Raw genomic sequence first — 17890 nt, 5'->3', positions numbered from 1 at the left:
CCTGTGTCTTGGGGCAGGCCGTTAAGCCTCCGGAGTCGGCGTCTGCGCGTACTTCTCGCGCAGCCGGGCCTCGACCTCCGCGTCGGTCTCCGGCTTCGGTTCCGTCTCGGCCAGCGCCTTGAGCCGCTTGTCGGAGCGGCGGACCGCCCAGACGACCACGAGCAGGCCCAGCGCGTAGAGCGGGTAACCCATGGCGATCTTCGCGAACGCGAGCCAGCCGGTGTAGTCGCTGTTGTAGAGCCAGCGCTGCACCACGAACCGGGCGGCGAAGATCACGGCCAGCGCGAGCGTGGCGACGTCGTAGCCGTAGCGCGAGGGCTTGTCCTTGCGCCAGGCCTGGCCGGCGCCGTTGAGCGCGCTCCACACCACGCCGGCGATCGGCCAGCGCACGAGGATCGACAGCACGAACACGCCGCAGTAGGCGAGGCTCGCCCAGATGCCGAAGAGGAAGAAACCCTTGGCCGAACCCGTGCGGAACGCGATGAACGCCGCGATCGCGACCCCGAAGAAGCCCGAGATCGCCGGCTGCAGCGGCTCCTTGCGCACGACCCGCAGCACCGTGATCGCCACGGCGCTGCCGACCGAGCCCCAGATGGCCGCGGTGAGCCCGAAGAAGGCGTTCACCAGCACGAAGACGATCACCGGTACCGACGAGTAGAACAGGCCCGACACGCCGCCCATCTGTTCCAGCAACGTGGGTTCGGGCTTCTCGGTGTCGTTGTCCGTGTCGTGCTTTTCGTCCCCGCCTTCGGGCACGTGCGTCTCGTCGCGGGGAGCGGGTTCAGTCACGGGAGTCGATCAACCTACCGGGCTCTGGAGTTCGTAGTACGGGTTGTACAGCACCTTCTGGCCGTCACGCTCTGCCATCCGGCCGCGGACCTTGATGGTCCGACCCGGCTCGATACCGGGGATCCGGCGTCGGCCCAGCCAGATTAGCGTCACGCCCTGTGTCCCGTCGAACAGCTCGGCCTGGAGCGTCGGAGTTCCCTCGCTCGGGCACAGCTCGACGCTGCGAAGCCTGCCGAGCACTGTCGCCTCTTCGCCGGACCGGCAGTCACAGGCGCGGCGAGCACCCTCGGCCCCGGACCTCTCGGACATCTCGTCGGCGTCGAGGTCCTCGACGTCGCTGGTCAGCTTGCGAACCAACCGGCTGAAGTAGCCGCCGTCCTTGGCGGACATGGTGTGCTCCTGTGCTCCGGGGCCTCCGACTTCGCGGCCCGTGCGTAATCCAGCGTAGCTGTGGTTCACATCAGCGAAACGGGTTTGCGCCAAGATCGCAACGTGACGTCCGCAATCCGGAACCTCCCCGTGGTCCTGCTGCCCGGTACGGGGTCCGACGAGGTGTTCATTCAGTCGGTGTTCACCGGCCCGTTGGCCTTGGTGGGCGCCCGGCTGATCGCGCCGCCCCCGCCACCCGGCGCCGCGCTCGCCGACGGGTACCTCGAAGAGCTCGACCGGCTCGCGCGCGTCCACGGATCGCTGGTCGTCGGGGGCGTCTCGTTCGGCGCGCACCTGGCCGCGGAGTGGGCGGCGGCGAACCCGGGCCGTTGCGAGGGGCTGGTGTGCGCGCTCCCGGCCTGGAACGGCGAACCCGGATCAGCGGCCGCGGCCGTCGCCGCGCGGGCCTCAGCGGATCTGGTGGCCTCCCAGGGGGTGGACGGCGCGCTGGCCGCGGTGGCCGCCGGGAGTCCGGGGTGGCTGGTCGACGAGCTGTCGCGGGCCTGGCGACGGCACGGCGACGAGCTGGTGGCGGGGCTGCGGGTCGCGGTGGGACGGCGGGCGCCGTCGTTGACGGAGCTCGCGACGGTCGCCGTGCCGGCCGGGATCGGCGGGTGCGCCGGGGACCTGGTGCACCCCGTGACGGTGGCCCGCGAGTGGGCCGGGGTGCTGCCGAGGGGCGAGCTGGGCGTGGTCGAGCTGGCCGCCTTCGGGCGGGACCGCGAGGTGCTGGGGCGCGCGAGCCTGATCGGGTTCCTGAAGGGCTGGTTCGGGTCCGCCGGAGACCTGCGATGAAACCAGGTGGTGAAAAGAAATGAATGAAGGAAGGCCCCGGCACGGGTGAGTGCCGGGGCCGTCCTTCGCTTGGCTGTCAGCCTTCTTGCTGCTCGGCGATGTGCTGCGCGACGGCTTCCGGGAGCGTGATCGGGAGCGGGGTGCGCACCGGCATCGGGGAGTCGCCACGGTCGACGATGGTGTGGCGCACGATCATGCGCAGCACATCGGGAGCCTGCGCGGACTGCGACTGCGGGCCGGCGATCACGCCGCGCAGCATCCAGCGCGGGCCGTCCACGCCGACGAAGCGCAGCGCGACGTCGCCGACGATGGCGGACAGCTCCAGGCCCCACTCGCCGCGACCGACCGTCACCTTCGCGCCGTCGGCCCGCAGCTGGTCGGCCAGCTCGGTGCCGACCTCGCGCCACAGACCGCCGGAACGCGGCGCCGCGTAGGCGCTGACCGTGATCTGGCCCTGCTCGGTCACCACGTGGACCGCGCGGACACCGCCGGCCTCCGGGTCCATCTCGACCTGCACCTGCGAGCCGTCCGGGACCGGGACCCGCACCGAACCGAGGTCGATGCGCGGGATGCCGTCCTCTTCGGCGTCGGCGACGTCGAAGGGCCCCTGCTCGGTCTCCGACAGCTGGTTCTCGGGTTCGATCGCGTCGTCGGCGTCCGCCCCGGTGTCGCCCGCGGCGCCGTCGGCGGACTCGGTCGCCCCGTCGACCCCGCTGTCGGACTTGCGCTTGCGTCCGAAGATCCCCACTACTTCTCCGTTCCTTCCCCAGTGCCCGCGTCCGCGCCGGGCACGTCCGGGACCAGTGTGGCGTGCCCGCCCGTCGAGCCGTAACCACCGGCGCCACGTTCGGTGTCGCCGAGCTCGGCGACCTCCACGAACACGGCCTGCTCGACCCGCTGGATCACCAGCTGCGCGATCCGGTCGCCGCGCGCGAGCACCACCGGCTCTTGGAGATCATGGTTGATGAGGCAGATCCGGATCTCACCGCGGTACCCCGTGTCGATCGTGCCGGGGGTGTTCACCACCGAAAGCCCCACGCGGGCCGCGAGTCCCGAGCGCGGGTGGACGAACCCCGCGAACCCCGGCGGCAGCGCGATCGCGACACCGGTTCCCACCACCCCGCGTTCGCCGGGCCCGAGCACGATATCCGAGGTGGTGACGAGGTCGGCGCCCGCGTCGCCGGGCCGCGCGTACGCGGGCAACGGGACGCCGGGGTCGAGCCGGGTGAGGAGTACCTGAACGCTGGACACGGGCGGCGAGACTACCCTTGTCGCGTGGCTGACACCGTGAACACCGCCGTGAAGCGCGGACTGGCGCACTCCGAACGGCTGTACGTGCCGTGGTGGGGCTGGCCGCTGCCGATGCTCGGCGCGATCCTGCTCGGCGTGGAGATCCACCTCGGCTATCCCTCGATCCCGGTGTGGATCCCGCTGCCCATCGCCATCGTGGTGATGGCCGCGCTGGTGCTGTCGCTCGGCCGCTCCCGCGTGCGCGTGACGGGCGGTGACGAGCCGGAGCTGTGGGTCGGCGACGCGCACCTGCCGCTGCGCTTCGCCGGCGTGGTCGAGATCCTCGAGAAGGACGACAAGCGCCGCGCCCTCGGGCGCGACGGCGACCCGGCCGCGTTCGTCCTGCACCGCGGCTGGGTGGGCCCGGCGGTCCGCGTGCAGCTCACGGATCCGGCCGACCCCACGCCGTACTGGCTGTTCAGCACGCGCAAGCCGAAGCGCGTCGCCGAACTGCTGCGCGCCCGTTCCTGAGCGAGCGCGCCTCTCGTTCGCGGAACCGGTCCCGCGGACGCGGAAGGGGGCCGGCCTGGTGGGCCGACCCCCTTTACCCAGCTCGCGAGCGAGCTTCCCCGGACCGCCGCGACTGTGTTTCCCCTGAAAAACCTGTGTTTCCCTGAAGTCCTGTACGAGATCCCCGTACGCCGTCAGGCGCAGGCTGTGCTCAGGCGCAGTCGCGACAGATCAGCCGGCCGCCGTTGTCTTCGGCGAGCCTGCTGCGGTGGTGCACCAGGAAGCAGACCGAGCAGGTGAACTCGTCAGCCTGTTTCGGCACGACCTTCACGGTCATGTCCTCACCGGAAAGCCCGGAAAGGTCGGCACCAGGAAGCTCGAAGTTCTCGGCGTTCGCGTCCTCGTCGACGTCGACGACGCCGGACTGGTTCTCGTTCCGCCGGGCCTTCAGCTCCTCCAACGAGTCTTCGGCCAGCTCGTCGGCTTCGCTGCGGCGCGGAGCGTCGTAGTCGGTAGCCATGTGTCCCTCACCCCTGCGAATCAGCTTGTCTTGTTCTTCCGGTCCCCCGGACGTACCCGTGAGCCGGTCGTGCCGCTGGTCAACGTTCCAGGGCCCCTGTTTGTGCCCGGCGCCCGCAGTGACCGAGGTCTCAGCCAGGTGCCCCTCTTCCTGCGGCCGGAGCCCGGGAAGGGTAGCTCACCGTTCGCCGAGCTCCGCACCGAGTCGCGCATTGCTTGAATTTCGTCACCCGACAGGGGGAATCCGCAGGTGAGACGGCTGGCGTCCGTTGAGGTTGCCCACGGGTCGCGAAGATCACCCGGCAGCGTTGTCCGCTTGCTCCCGCGGAGGTCTCCGTGGTGCGATCGGCGGACCGGCGATTCGCGGCCCGGCCTCGGCGGGGACGGGGCGGGCACAGGGTGACCCGCGCCACCGGGTGCGGCGCGGAACGCCTAGGCTGGGCGGCCACGGCGGCCCTCACAGCGTCGCCTGGTACACCGGGGACGACACCGGGGGACGACATCGACCGGGCGCGCGGCGCCACGGGGTTGTGGGGTCCCGCGGGCGGGGTCCGCGGACGGGGTTTCCGCGTTCGGGAAGGGACGGGGCAGGTGGCGTCGGGGAACGGCTCGGGGGACCGTGGTGCGCGGCCTTATCGCAAGCACCGGCCGCTGCCCGCGCTCATCGTGATCGGGGTGCTCGCCCTCGGCGCGGTGTTCGTGTGGGTGAACGCCGTGGTCGATCGAGGAGACGTCGACGAGGCCGTGCTCTGCACGCCGGCCCCCACTCCGCCTCCGGGCACCACTTACACGACCGTGGCGCACAACGGCCTCGACGACCGCTCCCCCGTGCCGCCCGACAAGGTGGCGCTGAAGGTCCTCAACGCCAGCACCACGCGCGGCCAGGGCGGCATCACGACCACGGCCCTGCGCGAGCTCGGCTTCACCGCCATCGGCGACCCGGCCAACGACCCGGCCTACCCCAAGGGCGACGCCAGGTGCCGCGGCCAGATCCGCTACGGCGAGAACGGCGCCGCGGCCGCCCGCACGGTGAGCCTCGTGGTGCCGTGCGCCGAACTCGTGCGCGACAACCGCAAGGACGCCAGCGTCGACCTCGTCACCGGCACGCTCTTCGACGACGTCCGCCCGCGCCCGGAGGCGCGCCAGATCCTCCAGAAGCTCGCCGACTGGTCCAAGTCCCACCAGGGCGGGGGCGGCAACGAGCAGTCCTCGGGCCCCGGCGCGCCCGTGATCGACCAGACGCTGCTCGCCGCGGCCCGCGACGTCGCCTGCTGACCCTGGACCCCCGGGCGGGGGTCCAGGGCGGGCGTCAGACGCTCTTGGCGTCCAGCGAGGCCAGCACCTGCCGCAGCGGCTCCGCGATGCCGGGCGCCGCCGCGAAGGTCACGTCCTCGCCCAGATCGGGTGCCGAGCCCGGCAGGAGGATCGTCGCGCCGGCCTCGGCCGCGACGAGCGCCCCGGCGGCCCAGTCCCAGCGGTGCAGGCCGTGCTCGAAGTACGCGTCGAGCCAGCCCGCGCCGACCGCGCACAGCTCCAGCGACGCCGCTCCGCCGCGGCGGATGTCCCGCACGTGCCCGAGCAGCTCGCCCGCGAGCGAGCCCTGGCGCACGCGACGATCGCGCGCGTAGGCGAACCCGGTGCCCACCAGTGACAGGTCCAGGCGCGTCGGCGAGGACGCCGAGAGACGCCGGCCGTCGAGCCAGGCACCCTGGCCCCGCGCGGCCGTCCAGCGGCGGCCGCTGACGGGTTCCACGACCGCGCCGGCCACCGACACCCCGTCGACCTGCGCGGCCAGCGACACCGCGAACGCCGGCAGCCCGTAGAGGAAGTTCACGGTCCCGTCGATCGGGTCCACCACCCACGTCACGCCGGACCCGGCCGCGGCGCCGCCGCCCTCCTCTCCCAGCACCGGTTCGCCCGGGCGCAGCTCGGCCAGCCGCTCGCGCACCAGCTCCTCGGACTCCTTGTCGATCGCGGTGACCACGTCGGTGTCCGCCGACTTGGTGTCCACGCGGACCACGCCGCCCGCCTGCATGGCGGTCCAGGCCGCCCGCACCAGCCCGGCCGCCTCGACCGCCACCTGCTCCGCAACGCTTTTCAGCAACGACTCGTCAGCTCCCACGTCGGACATGTCACCACATCCGGTTAAAGTCTCCGGAGCAGACATCTGAATCGTGCGAGAAGGGACCACGTCAGTGACGGCGACCCGAGGTTTCGGAATCGACATCGGCGGCAGCGGGATCAAGGGCGCGCTGGTCGATTTGGAAACGGGACAGCTCATCGGCGAGCGACACCGGATCGAGACGCCGCAGCCGTCGACGCCCGAAGCCGTCGCGGACGTGGTGGCCGAGATCGTGCACATCGCGGAGTGGGACGGACCGGTCGGCGTGACGTTGCCGTCGGTGGTCAAGAAGGGGGTCGCGCACACCGCGGCCAACATCGACCATGCCTGGATCGGCACGGACGCCGACGCGCTGTTCGCCAAGCGGCTCGGCAAGAGCGTCGCGGACGTGGCGATGCTCAACGACGCCGACGCGGCCGGCATCGCCGAGATCCGCTTCGGCGACGAGGCCGCGCGCACCGGCGTCACCGCGCTGCTGACCTTCGGCACCGGTATCGGCAGCGCCGTGTTCCACGACGGCAAGCTCGTGCCCAACACCGAGTTCGGCCACCTCGAGGTCGACGGCCACGACGCGGAGAAGCGCGCCGCGGCGTCGGTGAAGGACAACGAGGGCCTGAGCTACCACCAGTGGGCCAAGCGGGTACACCGTTATCTGACCGTGCTGGAGAACCTGATCTGGCCGGATCTGTTCATCGTCGGCGGTGGCGTGAGCAAGAAGGCGGAGAAGTGGGTGCCGCTGCTGGACGTCCGGACCCCGGTGATCGTGGCTTCGTTGCAGAACAACGCGGGCATCGTCGGCGCCGCCGCGGCGGCGGTCGAGGGCATCGCGCACTGACCCGGACCCGCCCGTGAACGGCCGCGAAACCTACGCGCGGGTCACGGGAAGGTCACGTGCAGGTACCGTGCGGCAGGCCGGAGGGTGATCGCTTCGCGACGCACTGCCCGGCCGTCGTTACAATGGAACGCGGCCCACGGCTGCGGGAGTGAAAACCGCAGGCCGAGGCGTGTTCCCCGAATGTGAGGCAGCCGAGGTGGCGATACCTCGGCTCGTCATGATCGACCGCTGCGAAAGGGCGTAAGTGGCAGCCGCAAGAACCGCAACCCGAAGCGGGACGAAGACAGCGACCGCAGCCGGCGAGCCGGCCGACGAGGCAGCCACCGGCGCGGCGAAACCCAAGACCGCCGGCGCGAAGAAGGCTCCGGCCAAAAAGGCGCCGGCCAAGAAGGCCACCACCAAGGCGTCCAAGACCGAAGACGGCGACCCGGACGGCCCGGTCGACCTCGACGAGGCCGAACTCGACAGCCCGGACCTGTCCGACCTGGAAGAGGTCGAGGTCGACGTCGTCGACGAGACGGTCAACGACGAGGCCGCCGAAGAAGACTCCGACGACTCGGAAGAAGAAGCCGAGGGGACGGAGACGCCCGCCGCGCGCCGCCGTAGCAACGCAGCCGCCGAGAAGGGGCCGAAGTCCGCCTCGGACAACCCCGACTTCGTCTGGGACGAGGAGGAGTCCGAGGCGCTGCGCCAGGCGCGCAAGGACGCCGAGCTCACCGCTTCGGCCGACTCGGTGCGCGCCTACCTCAAGCAGATCGGCAAGGTCGCGCTGCTCAACGCCGAGGAGGAGGTGGAGCTCGCCAAGCGCATCGAGGCGGGTCTCTACTCCGCCGAGCGCGTGCGCACCGCCGAGGATGAGGGCGAGAAGCTCGTCACCCAGATGCGCCGCGATCTCAAGTGGATCGTGCGCGACGGCGAGCGCGCCAAGAACCACCTGCTGGAGGCGAACCTCCGGCTCGTGGTGTCGCTGGCGAAGCGCTACACCGGCCGCGGCATGGCGTTCCTGGACCTCATCCAGGAGGGCAACCTCGGCCTGATCCGCGCGGTGGAGAAGTTCGACTACACCAAGGGCTACAAGTTCTCGACGTACGCCACGTGGTGGATCCGCCAGGCGATCACGCGCGCGATGGCCGACCAGGCCCGCACCATCCGCATCCCGGTGCACATGGTGGAGGTCATCAACAAGCTCGGCCGTATACAGCGCGAACTCCTTCAGGACCTCGGCCGCGAGCCGACGCCCGAGGAGCTCGCCAAGGAGATGGACATCTCGCCGGAGAAGGTCCTGGAGATCCAGCAGTACGCGCGTGAGCCGATCTCGCTGGACCAGACCATCGGCGACGAGGGCGACTCGCAGCTCGGTGACTTCATCGAAGACTCCGAAGCGGTCGTCGCGGTCGACGCGGTGTCGTTCACGCTGCTGCAGGACCAGCTCCAGTCGGTGCTGCAGACGCTGTCCGAGCGCGAGGCGGGCGTGGTCCGGCTGCGCTTCGGCCTCACCGACGGACAGCCCCGCACGCTCGACGAGATCGGCCAGGTCTACGGCGTCACGCGTGAGCGCATCCGCCAGATCGAGTCGAAGACGATGTCGAAGCTGCGGCACCCGTCGCGATCCCAGGTCCTCCGGGACTACCTGGACTGATCGCTCGGTCTCGACGAGGAACCCCGTCACCGGAATCCGGTGACGGGGTTCTTTGCTGTGCGCGAAGATCCACTGGGCACTGATCGATCGGGCGCTGATCGATCGGCACTGATCGATCGGGCACGCTCCGCTCGGCACGCTTCGATCAAGCACCGGCTCGACCGGCCACTGTGGACGAAGAGGGGCCGGCGCACAGGACTGGACCTCTGCCTGCGGGTCACCGGCAGGCGCAAAGGTCCAAACCATGACCGGTATGTCCGTTTCCAGTGTTCCGCGGCCGTCTTCAACATTTCCGTCCGCCCCCGGAAACATTTCCGGAACGTGATCCGCGGTATTCGCCCACACACCCACCGCGACGAACCGCACGTAGTGAATACCTCGCGGCCCCCGTCCACCGCAACAGCCGAAAGTCGGTCCTTCACGTGCCTGCGGCGGAAATCGTGATTATTTGGTTGCCTGGGAACGAAGATCGGAGGGCCTTCTCCGGATTATGCTGCGCCGACAACGAGCGTCAGCAGCATTCGGAAGGCAGCACCGGCTAGTGTTTTCGACGAAAACTCAATGGGGCGAGAGTCAGGCGTGGCCGTCGGCACGGAGTGGAACCTCCGTTCCCGGTGAATCGAGGAAACCGTGATCGGCTTCCTCCTCCGCCGCCTCGTCAACTACGTGGCATTGTGCCTGGTCGCCACCTTCGCGGCCTTTTCCTTGGCGTCGCTGGCTTTCAGCCCGCTCGACGCTCTGAAGCTGCGGAACCCACCGGCTCCGCAGTCCACTATCGACGCCAAGGCGGCCGAGCTCTACCTGAACCAGCCCATCCCCGAGCGCTTCTTCACTTGGCTCGGCGGAGTGCTGCAGGGGAACTTCGGCCGCACGGTCGCCGACCAGCCGATCACCGACGAGCTCTTCCGCCGTGCCGGCGTGAGCCTTCGGCTGTTCTTGCTGGGCATCACGATCGGCATCATCATCGGCGTGCTCGTCGGTGTGGTGAGCGCGATCCGGCAGTACAAGGTGAGCGACTACGTGGCCACCACGTTCTCGTTCGTCGTGCTGTCCACCCCGGTCTTCGTGATCGCCACGATCCTCAAGGCGGGCGCCCAGTCGGTGAACGACAACCTGCTCGGCGGGTATCAGTTCTTCATCGTGCAGGGCGAGACGAGCGGGATCGACGGCAGTTTCGGCGACGTGCTGCTCGACCGGTTGCAGCACATCATCGTGCCGACACTGGCGATCGTGCTGACGCAGGTCGCGTACTACAGCCGCTACCAGCGTTCGGCGATGCTCGACGTGCTCGGCTCCGACTTCCTGCGCACCGCTCAGGCGAAGGGCCTCACCCGCCGGCGCGCGCTGTTCAAGCACGGCCTGCGCACGGCGCTGATCCCGATGGCGACGCTGTTCGCGTTCGGCTTCGGCCTGCTCATCACGGGCGGCATCTTCACCGAGCGGATCTTCGGCTGGTACGGCATGGGCGACTGGCTGGTGACCGGGATCCAGAAGCAGGACACCAACATCGTCGCGACCGTGACGCTGTTCATCGCGATCTGCGTGCTGCTGGCCGGGTGGCTGGCCGACGTGCTCTACGCCGCGCTCGACCCGAGGGTGAGGATCTGATGGCCGCTCCCGTGAACGAGGCCGACATCGCCGATTCCGCCGTGCTGGCGGTCGACCCGCGCAGTGAGGCCGAAAGCAAGTCCTCCAGCCGCGGAAAGCTCGTGCTGCGCCGCTTCCTGCGCAACAAGCTCGCGGTCATCTCGCTGGCCGTGATCGTGCTGTTCTACGTGCTGGCCTTCACCTACACCTGGTACTCGCCGTGGTCGTATGACGAGCTCGACCCGCTGTCGAACCTGCTGCCGCCGGACGGGAACCACTGGTTCGGCACGAACCAGATCGGCGGCGACATGTTCGCGCAGACCATGCGCGGGCTGCAGAAGTCGCTCACGATCGGCCTGCTGGCCGCGCTGTTCTCCACCGGCGTCGCCTCGATCGTCGGTGCGGCCGCCGGCTACTTCGGCGGCTGGACCGACCGCATCGCCATGTGGGTCGTGGACCTGCTGCTGATCCTGCCGCCGTTCCTGATCATCTCGATCCTCTCGCCCGCCTTCCGCGGCAAGACGTGGCTGATCCTGGTCGGCCTGATCGCACTGTTCCAGTGGATGATCACCGCCCGCATCGTGCGCGGCATGACGCTGACGTTGCGCGAACGCGAGTTCGTGAAGGCCGCGAAGTTCATGGGCCAGCCGTCGTGGCGGATCATCGCCAAGCACATCGTGCCGAACATGGCCTCGCTGCTGATCATCGACGCGACGATCAACGTCGGCGTCGCGATCATCACCGAGACCTCGCTGTCGTTCTTCGGGTTCGGCGTGCAGTCGCCCGACGTCTCGCTCGGCACGCTGATCGCGAGCGGCACCGACGCGGTGCGCACCTTCCCCTGGCTGTTCTACATCCCGGCGGGCTTCCTCGTGGTCACCGTGCTCGCGGTGAACTACGCGGGTGACGGCCTGCGCGACGCGCTCGACCCGTCGTCGTCGCGTTCGCGGCGCAAGGAACGCAAGCGCATCGAAGAGAAGACGAAGTCCCCCAGCACCACAGGAGTCACAGCATGACCGCCGCACTCACCCTGGGCGCGGAGACCGAGAAGCCCACCGGCACGGTCCTGGAAGTCTCCGACCTCGACGTTTCGTTCCCGTCCGAGTCCGGCCGCGTGCACGCGGTCCGCGGGCTCTCCTACCAGGTCGCGGCCGGCGAGGTGCTGGGCATCGTCGGCGAGTCCGGTTCCGGCAAGTCGGTGTCGTCGCTCGCGGTCATGGGCCTGCTCCCGCCGCAGGCGCGCATCTCCGGCTCCATCCGGTTCCAGGGCAGCGAGCTCATCGGCAAGTCCGACACCGAGCTGTCCAAGCTGCGCGGCAAGAAGATCTCGATGGTCTTCCAGGACCCGCTCTCGGCGCTGACGCCCGTGTACACCGTGGGCGCGCAGATCGCCGAGGCGCTGCTGGTGCACGCCAAGGGCTCGATGACCAAGCAGCAGGCGAACAACCGGGCCGTGGAGCTGCTCGACCTCGTCGGCATCCCGAACGCCGCCGCGCGCGCCAAGGCGTTCCCGCACGAGTTCTCCGGCGGCATGCGCCAGCGCGCGGTGATCGCCATCGCGATCGCCAACGACCCGGACCTGATCATCGCCGACGAGCCGACCACCGCGCTCGACGTGACCGTGCAGGCCCAGGTGCTGGAAGTGCTGAAGACCGCGCAGGAGGTGACCGGCGCCGGCATCGTGATCATCACCCACGACCTCGGCGTGGTCGCCGGGTTCGCCGACCGCTTGATGGTCATGTACGCCGGGCGCGCCGTGGAGCAGGGCCCGGTCGAGACCATCTACGCCCAGCCGCGGATGCCGTACACGCTGGGCCTGCTGGGCTCGATCCCCCGCGTCGACGCGCACGAGAAGCAGCCGCTGGTGCCGATCGAGGGCCAGCCGCCCTCGCTGGTGAACCTGCCCTCGGGCTGCCCGTTCGCGCCGCGCTGCCCGCTGGCGATCGACGCGTGCCACCAGGCCGAGCCCGAGCTGTTCACGATCACGCCGGGCAACCCGAACGCTCCGGTCGACACCACGCACCGAGCCGCCTGCATCCGCACCGAGGAGCTGGCCGGCCCCAAGGCCGACGCGGCCGAGGTCTACGGCGCCGAGGTGATCGAGGAGGCGGCGGTCGCGAAGCTGCCGCGCGCGCAGCGCACCACCGTGCTCGACGTGCAGGACCTGCGGAAGCACTACCAGATCACCAAGGGCGCGGTGCTCAAGCGCAAGGCCGGTGTGGTCAAGGCGGTCGACGGCGTCAGCTTCGACATCGTCGAGGGCGAGACACTGGGCCTGGTCGGCGAGTCCGGCTGTGGCAAGTCGACCACGCTGATGGAGATCCTCGAGCTGGCCGCCCCACAGAACGGGTCGGTGGCGGTGCTCGGCCGGGACGTCGCGAAGCTGAACGGCAAGGGGCGCAAGGAGATCCGGCGCGACCTGCAGGTGGTGTTCCAGGACCCGATGGCCGCGCTCGACCCGCGGCTGCCGATCGGCGACATCATCGCCGAGCCGATGGTGACCCACGGCTACGGCAAGGCGCACATCGCCAAACGCGTGCCTGAGCTGCTCGGGCTCGTGGGGCTGCGCGCGGAGCACGCCGACCGGTACCCGGCGGAGTTCTCCGGCGGGCAGCGCCAGCGCATCGGCATCGCCCGGGCGCTCGCGCTCGAGCCGAAGCTGATCGTGCTCGACGAACCGGTGTCCGCGCTGGACGTGTCGATCCAGGCCGGCGTGATCAACCTGCTCGACGAGCTGAAGGCGAAGCTCGGCCTGTCGTACCTGTTCGTGGCCCACGACCTCTCGGTGATCCGGCACATCGCCGACCGCGTGGCCGTGATGTACCTCGGCAAGATCGTCGAGATCGGCGACGTGGAGACGGTCTTCGACGCGCCGCAGCACCCGTACACGCAGGCGCTGCTGTCCGCGATCCCGATCCCGGACCCGATCAAGGAACGCGAGCGGACCCGGATCATCCTCACCGGCGACCTGCCCAGCCCGGCGAACCCGCCGTCGGGCTGCCGGTTCCGCACGCGCTGTTTCGTGTTCTCGCAACTGTCCGAACAGGACAAGCAGAAGTGCATCGACGTCGAGCCGCCGCGCGAGTCCCGCGCGGACGACCACGACGTCGCCTGCCACTACGCCAAGACCCGCGAAGTCGTGTAGCCACGCATCCGTTGGCACACAGGGAAAGAAAGGCAAATATGATGCGACGGAGAATGGCCGCACTCGTGGCTCCCGTTGCCGCTCTGGGGCTCCTGCTCGCCGCTTGCGGCGGCGGCTCCTCCAGCAGTGGTAACAGCGGACTACAGGACGCCGGCACCCAGCAGGTCAAGACCGCGGACATCAACGCGATGCCGCTCGACAAGATCAAAGACGGCGGCGACTTCAAGTGGCCGGTCGACCAGCTGCCGGACAACTGGAACTACAACGAGGTCGACGGCACGGTCGCCGACGGCGCCTACATGGACGGCGCCATCATCCCCTACCCGTTCCCGCAGAACGCGGACGCGTCGGTGGGCGTCGACCCGAGCTACCTCACCTCGGCCGAGGTCATCAGCACCGACCCTCAGGTCGTCGAGCTGAAGATCAACCCGAAGGCCAAGTGGAGCAACGGCCGGCAGTTCTCGTGGGAGGACTACGCCGCGCAGGCCAAGGTCCTCAACGGTAAGGACCCGGCCTACCAGGTGTCGGGCACCACGGGTTACGAGGACATCGCCAAGGTCGAAAAGGGCACTGACGACCAGGACGTGAAGATCACCTTCGCGAAGAAGTTCGCGGAGTGGAAGTCGCTGTTCAGCCCGCTCTACCCCAAGGAGCTGAACGCCGACCCGGACACGTTCAACAAGGCCTGGGCCGCCAAGCCGCTGATCACCGCCGGGCCGTTCAAGGTCAAGAGCATCGACGCGACCGGCAAGACCGTGGTCTTCGAGAAGGACCCGAACTGGTGGGGCCCGAAGCCGAAGCTGGACACCGTGACCTACAAGGTCGTGGAGCGCGCCGCGCTGCCGGACGCCTTCGCCAACGGCCAGATCGACTTCTACAACCTGAACAACGACATCAACGCCTTCAAGCGCGCACAGGCCGACCCCAACGCGGTCGTCCGCCAGTCCAACAACCCGGACTACACGCACGTGACCTTCAACGGCGCGGCGGGCTCGATCCTGGCCGACAAGGATCTGCGCGTGGCGATCATGAAGGGCATCGACACGGTCTCGATCAGCAAGGCGATCCTCGGCCAGATGCAGAAGGACACCACGCCGATCGGCAACCACCTGTACCTCAAGGGCTCCAAGACCTACGAGGACAACTCGGCGCCGTACAAGTTCGACGCGACCGCCGCGAAGGCCGAGCTCGACAAGCTGGGCTGGAAGCAGTCCGGTGACCTGCGCGCCAAGGACGGCAAGCAGCTCAAGCTGCGCCTGGTGATCCCCTCGGCGACGCCGATCAGCCAGCAGACCGGCCAGATCATGCAGTCGGAGCTGAAGGCGATCGGTGTCGGGCTGGACATCCAGGCCGTGCCGAGCACCGAGTTCTTCAAGAACTACGTCAACGTCGGCAACTTCGACCTGACGCTGTTCCGCTGGCTGTCGAACTCGTTCCCGATCGGCGGCAGCAAGGGCATCTACTACCTCGACCCGAAGAACATCAACCAGAACTACGGTCGCATCGGTGACGACAAGCTGAACCAGCTGCTCGACACCGCCGCCCAGGAACTGGACGACACCAAGCGGGCCGCGGACATCAACGCCGCCGACAAGGAGATCTGGGCCCTGGGCCACCAGCTCCCGATCTTCCAGTCGCCGGGTGCCTTCGCCGTGCGCAAGACCCTGGGCAACTTCGGTTCGCCCGGCTACGCGAACACCCCGTACGACTACACCAAGATCGGCTTCGTGAAGTAACGCTGTACCCCCCGGGGAGAGCGGCGCGGGCCCCGGCCCGCGCCGCTCTTTCCTTTGTAGACACCTAAGGTGGCACTCATGCGGAGTTTCCTGCGGTTGCGCCCGGTGCGCCACATCCTTGTGACGAGCGGCGTGGTGCTGCTCGCGTGCGCGGCCGTGTTCGTGTTGCAGCTGCTGGAGTTCTCCCACGCGCAGGCCGACGTCCGGGGCATCACGGCGCAGGCCACGGGCACGGTGGTGCGCGGCGGCGAAGGCTCGGCGACCGTGCGCTTCCCGGTGGCCGGCGGGTCTGTCGCGACGGCGGATGTCGCGCTCGACAGCTCGGCGCCGAAGACCGGCACGAGCGTGCCCGTGCTGTACGACCCCGCGCAGCCGTCCCGCGCGCTGATCCGCGATGCCACCCCGATCGTGACCGCCGACCGCGCGACGACCTACGCCACGGTGACCGTGGTCGCGGCCGCGGCGGTGCTGGCCGTCGACCTCTTCCTGTTCTTCACGCGCTTCGTCCGGCCCGCGCGAGCCGCGGCGTCGACGTCACCGATCCCGGTGCGGCGGGTGAAGGTGCAACGCGGTCTGCTCACGCGGTCCTGGCTCGAAACCGAGACGGCGTCGCCACGGTGGATCCCCGTGTACTTCTCCCCCACGCTGATCGGCCTGCCCGCGCCGACGAAGGTCGTGGTCCGCGGCGACGTGCGCCGCGACCGGTTCGTCGCCGTCGAGGTGGGCGACGAACTGCTGTATTCGGCCGGTTCGGTGCGGGCCACCGAGCCGCGCGGCCGCCGTACCGACAACCCCGCCGAGCCGGACGAGGAACGCGCGCTCGCCGCGGCGCGCCCGGTGGCGCTGGCGCGCCAGTTCCGCGCCGACCTGCCGGTGCTGGCCGTCGCCCCCGTGGTCGGCGTGTTCTGGGCCTTCGTCGACGGCAGCGGCTTCAGCGGGTGGCTCGTGGTCACCGTGCTCGTCGCCGCGTTCGGGTTCTGGTGGGCCGCGCTGCGCGGCTCCGACCCGTCAGTCTGAGCCCAGCTCCCCGAGGACGGCGGCCAGCTCGTCGTAGGAGTCCGCGAGCTTCTCCGCCTGGTCGAGGCGGTGGCGCTCCAGCCGCAGCGCGCCGAGGTGCCGGGCGCGGTAGTAGAGCATGCGCCGCCGGGCCCCGGGCGAGGTGTCGAGCGGGCCGTAGGCCTCCCAGAACGTGTCCCGCTCCGTACCGGGTTTGGCCAGCGCCATGCGGATCGGCCAGTCGGCCGCCGGGTCACCCCACCAGCTGCGGTCGTGGTCGTAGACGCCGGTGACGCGGAGATCGTCGGCGAGCATCACGTTGATCGTCCACAGATCGCCGTGCAGCAGGCGCGGTTCGGTGACCTCGTCGAGCAGCGCCGAGTCGCGGGCGGCGAGCTTGCCGATCTCCCGCACGTCGGCGGCGTCGAGGCCGCGGTCCTCCAGGTCGAGCGCGTTGTCGGCGAAGAAGGCGACCAGCGCTTCGCTCCACGTGGCGAAGTGCGGCCCCGCGACCGGGCCGAAGCCGGGCCCGCGCACGTCGTGCACCAGGCGCGTCAGGCGGCCCAGCTCGCGGTAGAACGGCCCGCGCTCGGCCGGCGGGTACGTCGGGAGGACGTCGGGCCCGGCGCGGCCGGTGAGCACGGCCTGCACCACGTAGTCGCGCGGGAGCACCTCGTGGGTGAAGTCGGCCGCGATCGTGCGCGGCAGCAGGTGCGCGATGGGCGCGAAGTAGGGCGCCGCGACGTACTCGTTGCGCATGAACTGCCACTCGGTCCGCGCCTGGCGCGCGGGCGCCGGGGCCACGCGCAGGATCACCGGCCCGTCGGCGAGCTCCACGCGGTAGGTCGTGTTGTAGCCGCCCCAGCCCAGCTCGATCGCGGCGCGGACCACGGTGGCGGGCCCGAACACGCGCTCGCACACCGCTTGGATCTGTTCGGGTCCGAGCTGCTGCTGGAACGCCCCGATCGGGCGGTCGAGGGGGCGAAAGTCCATGGGCTCATCCTGGCAGGCCCGTCAGCGGCACTCGATCACACTCCGCACCCCGGCCGCTCAGGGCACCGCCAGACCCTCGCGCCTCAACGACTCCTCGATGCGCAGCCGTTCGAGATCGCGGTCGATGCCCTCGGGCAGCGACTCGAGCCGGTGCTCGACGCCGACCGCGCGGCAGGCCGTCTGCAGCAGCTCGTCGTAAGCCTGGCGGGTGCCGATGCGCCGGGCCGCCGGAGTGCCGGGCGGGTACGACGCGAGCACGCGGTGCACGCGTCGAAGGTCCGCGGAGAGACGTTCGACGGGCGGGCCCGCCGGCTGGAGCTGCTCGCGGCGGCGGTCGCGCAGCCAGCGGTAGAGGGTGGGCACGCGCAGCGCGCACCAGAAAAGGGCCGAGGGAGCGAAGCTGACCACGGCGAAGAGGACGAGAGGCCCGGCCACGCTGCCGGTCGCGTCGGCCACGCGTCCAGTGTAAGCCGCGTCACAGGTGATCGCGCCGGCGTTTGCGAGCCTGTCCGGCGAACAGCACGGCCGCGCCCACCGCGAGCAGCACGGCGCTCTCCGCGATGTG

At 69.9% G+C, this 17890-nt stretch carries 18 protein-coding genes; 10 read left to right on the top strand and 8 right to left on the bottom strand.

Annotated elements, in window-relative coordinates; genetic code table 11:
- Window positions 1–21: 21 nt before the first annotated feature.
- Both AB0H62_RS37760 and AB0H62_RS37755 read right to left on the bottom strand, forming a co-directional pair.
- Window positions 22–681: a DUF3159 domain-containing protein gene (locus AB0H62_RS37760; RefSeq protein ID WP_360591604.1), complete on the bottom strand. Its 660-nt coding sequence runs from the start codon at window positions 679–681 to the stop codon at window positions 22–24.
- Between the two features lie 117 nt (window positions 682–798).
- Window positions 799–1179, bottom strand: coding sequence for an OB-fold nucleic acid binding domain-containing protein (locus tag AB0H62_RS37755; protein ID WP_220238342.1), 381 nt, complete (start codon window positions 1177–1179; stop codon window positions 799–801).
- A gap of 102 nt (window positions 1180–1281) precedes the next feature.
- Between AB0H62_RS37755 and AB0H62_RS37750 the strand changes: the two genes are divergently transcribed.
- Window positions 1282–2013: an alpha/beta hydrolase gene (locus AB0H62_RS37750; protein ID WP_360591454.1), complete on the top strand. Its 732-nt coding sequence runs from the start codon at window positions 1282–1284 to the stop codon at window positions 2011–2013.
- Between the two features lie 76 nt (window positions 2014–2089).
- On the opposite strand, the gene AB0H62_RS37745 is transcribed toward AB0H62_RS37750, so the two are convergent.
- Window positions 2090–2761: a DUF3710 domain-containing protein gene (locus tag AB0H62_RS37745; protein WP_220238340.1), complete on the bottom strand. Its 672-nt coding sequence runs from the start codon at window positions 2759–2761 to the stop codon at window positions 2090–2092.
- On the bottom strand, window positions 2761–3264 hold the full coding sequence (dut, locus tag AB0H62_RS37740; RefSeq protein WP_220238339.1) for a dUTP diphosphatase: 504 nt from the start codon (window positions 3262–3264) through the stop codon (window positions 2761–2763). The genes AB0H62_RS37745 and dut overlap by 1 nt, the downstream gene beginning before the upstream one ends.
- A 24-nt stretch (window positions 3265–3288) precedes the next feature.
- Here dut and AB0H62_RS37735 point away from each other — a divergent pair, with 24 nt between their 5' ends.
- The gene (locus AB0H62_RS37735; RefSeq protein ID WP_360591451.1) at window positions 3289–3774 is read left to right on the top strand and encodes a DUF3093 domain-containing protein; all 486 of its coding nucleotides are present in this window, start codon (window positions 3289–3291) and stop codon (window positions 3772–3774) included.
- A 190-nt stretch (window positions 3775–3964) separates the two neighbouring features.
- Here AB0H62_RS37735 and AB0H62_RS37730 read toward each other — a convergent pair whose 3' ends face one another.
- Complete coding sequence (locus tag AB0H62_RS37730) at window positions 3965–4273, bottom strand: DUF4193 domain-containing protein (RefSeq protein ID WP_204090248.1); 309 nt, start codon at window positions 4271–4273, stop codon at window positions 3965–3967.
- Between the two features lie 590 nt (window positions 4274–4863).
- Between AB0H62_RS37730 and cei the strand changes: the two genes are divergently transcribed.
- Complete coding sequence (gene cei / locus AB0H62_RS37725; RefSeq protein WP_220238337.1) at window positions 4864–5547, top strand: envelope integrity protein Cei; 684 nt, start codon at window positions 4864–4866, stop codon at window positions 5545–5547.
- A 34-nt stretch (window positions 5548–5581) separates the two neighbouring features.
- Here the strand turns inward: cei and AB0H62_RS37720 are convergent, their stop codons facing one another.
- Window positions 5582–6403 (bottom strand): inositol monophosphatase family protein, encoded by an 822-nt coding sequence (locus AB0H62_RS37720; protein ID WP_360591448.1) that lies wholly within the window; start codon window positions 6401–6403, stop codon window positions 5582–5584.
- Window positions 6404–6467: 64 nt separating this feature from the next.
- Here AB0H62_RS37720 and ppgK point away from each other — a divergent pair, with 64 nt between their 5' ends.
- The 7 genes from ppgK (at window position 6468) to AB0H62_RS37685 (ending at window position 16353) form a co-directional block, all read left to right on the top strand.
- Window positions 6468–7229, top strand: a complete 762-nt coding sequence (gene ppgK / locus AB0H62_RS37715) for a polyphosphate--glucose phosphotransferase (RefSeq protein WP_220238335.1) — start codon at window positions 6468–6470, stop codon at window positions 7227–7229.
- Between the two features lie 244 nt (window positions 7230–7473).
- Window positions 7474–8868: an RNA polymerase sigma factor gene (locus tag AB0H62_RS37710; protein ID WP_220238334.1), complete on the top strand. Its 1395-nt coding sequence runs from the start codon at window positions 7474–7476 to the stop codon at window positions 8866–8868.
- Window positions 8869–9498: 630 nt separating this feature from the next.
- Complete coding sequence (locus tag AB0H62_RS37705; RefSeq protein WP_220238333.1) at window positions 9499–10476, top strand: ABC transporter permease; 978 nt, start codon at window positions 9499–9501, stop codon at window positions 10474–10476.
- Window positions 10476–11471, top strand: a complete 996-nt coding sequence (locus AB0H62_RS37700) for an ABC transporter permease (protein ID WP_220238332.1) — start codon at window positions 10476–10478, stop codon at window positions 11469–11471. Before AB0H62_RS37705 ends, AB0H62_RS37700 begins: the two co-directional genes overlap by 1 nt.
- A complete protein-coding gene (locus AB0H62_RS37695) occupies window positions 11468–13600 on the top strand; it encodes an ABC transporter ATP-binding protein (RefSeq protein WP_360591444.1) in 2133 nt (710 codons plus the stop codon). The genes AB0H62_RS37700 and AB0H62_RS37695 overlap by 4 nt, the downstream gene beginning before the upstream one ends.
- Window positions 13601–13653: 53 nt before the next feature.
- Window positions 13654–15336 (top strand): ABC transporter family substrate-binding protein, encoded by a 1683-nt coding sequence (locus AB0H62_RS37690; protein WP_360591442.1) that lies wholly within the window; start codon window positions 13654–13656, stop codon window positions 15334–15336.
- Window positions 15337–15414: 78 nt separating this feature from the next.
- Complete coding sequence (locus tag AB0H62_RS37685; protein WP_360591440.1) at window positions 15415–16353, top strand: DUF3592 domain-containing protein; 939 nt, start codon at window positions 15415–15417, stop codon at window positions 16351–16353.
- Here the strand turns inward: AB0H62_RS37685 and AB0H62_RS37680 are convergent.
- Together AB0H62_RS37680 and AB0H62_RS37675 are read right to left on the bottom strand one after the other, a co-directional pair.
- A complete protein-coding gene (locus tag AB0H62_RS37680) occupies window positions 16345–17325 on the bottom strand; it encodes an aminoglycoside phosphotransferase family protein (RefSeq protein WP_220238329.1) in 981 nt (326 codons plus the stop codon). The two genes, AB0H62_RS37685 and AB0H62_RS37680, sit on opposite strands and share 9 nt — an antisense overlap.
- A gap of 57 nt (window positions 17326–17382) precedes the next feature.
- Window positions 17383–17781, bottom strand: a complete 399-nt coding sequence (locus AB0H62_RS37675; protein ID WP_360591437.1) for a hypothetical protein — start codon at window positions 17779–17781, stop codon at window positions 17383–17385.
- Window positions 17782–17890: the final 109 nt, after the last annotated feature.

This window comes from Amycolatopsis sp. NPDC050768 (genome assembly GCF_040654155.1).
GTDB lineage: Bacteria > Actinomycetota > Actinomycetes > Mycobacteriales > Pseudonocardiaceae > Amycolatopsis.
The sequence above is the reverse complement of the archived record's forward strand: the minus strand, read 5'-3'. Positions and strand labels throughout refer to the sequence as shown.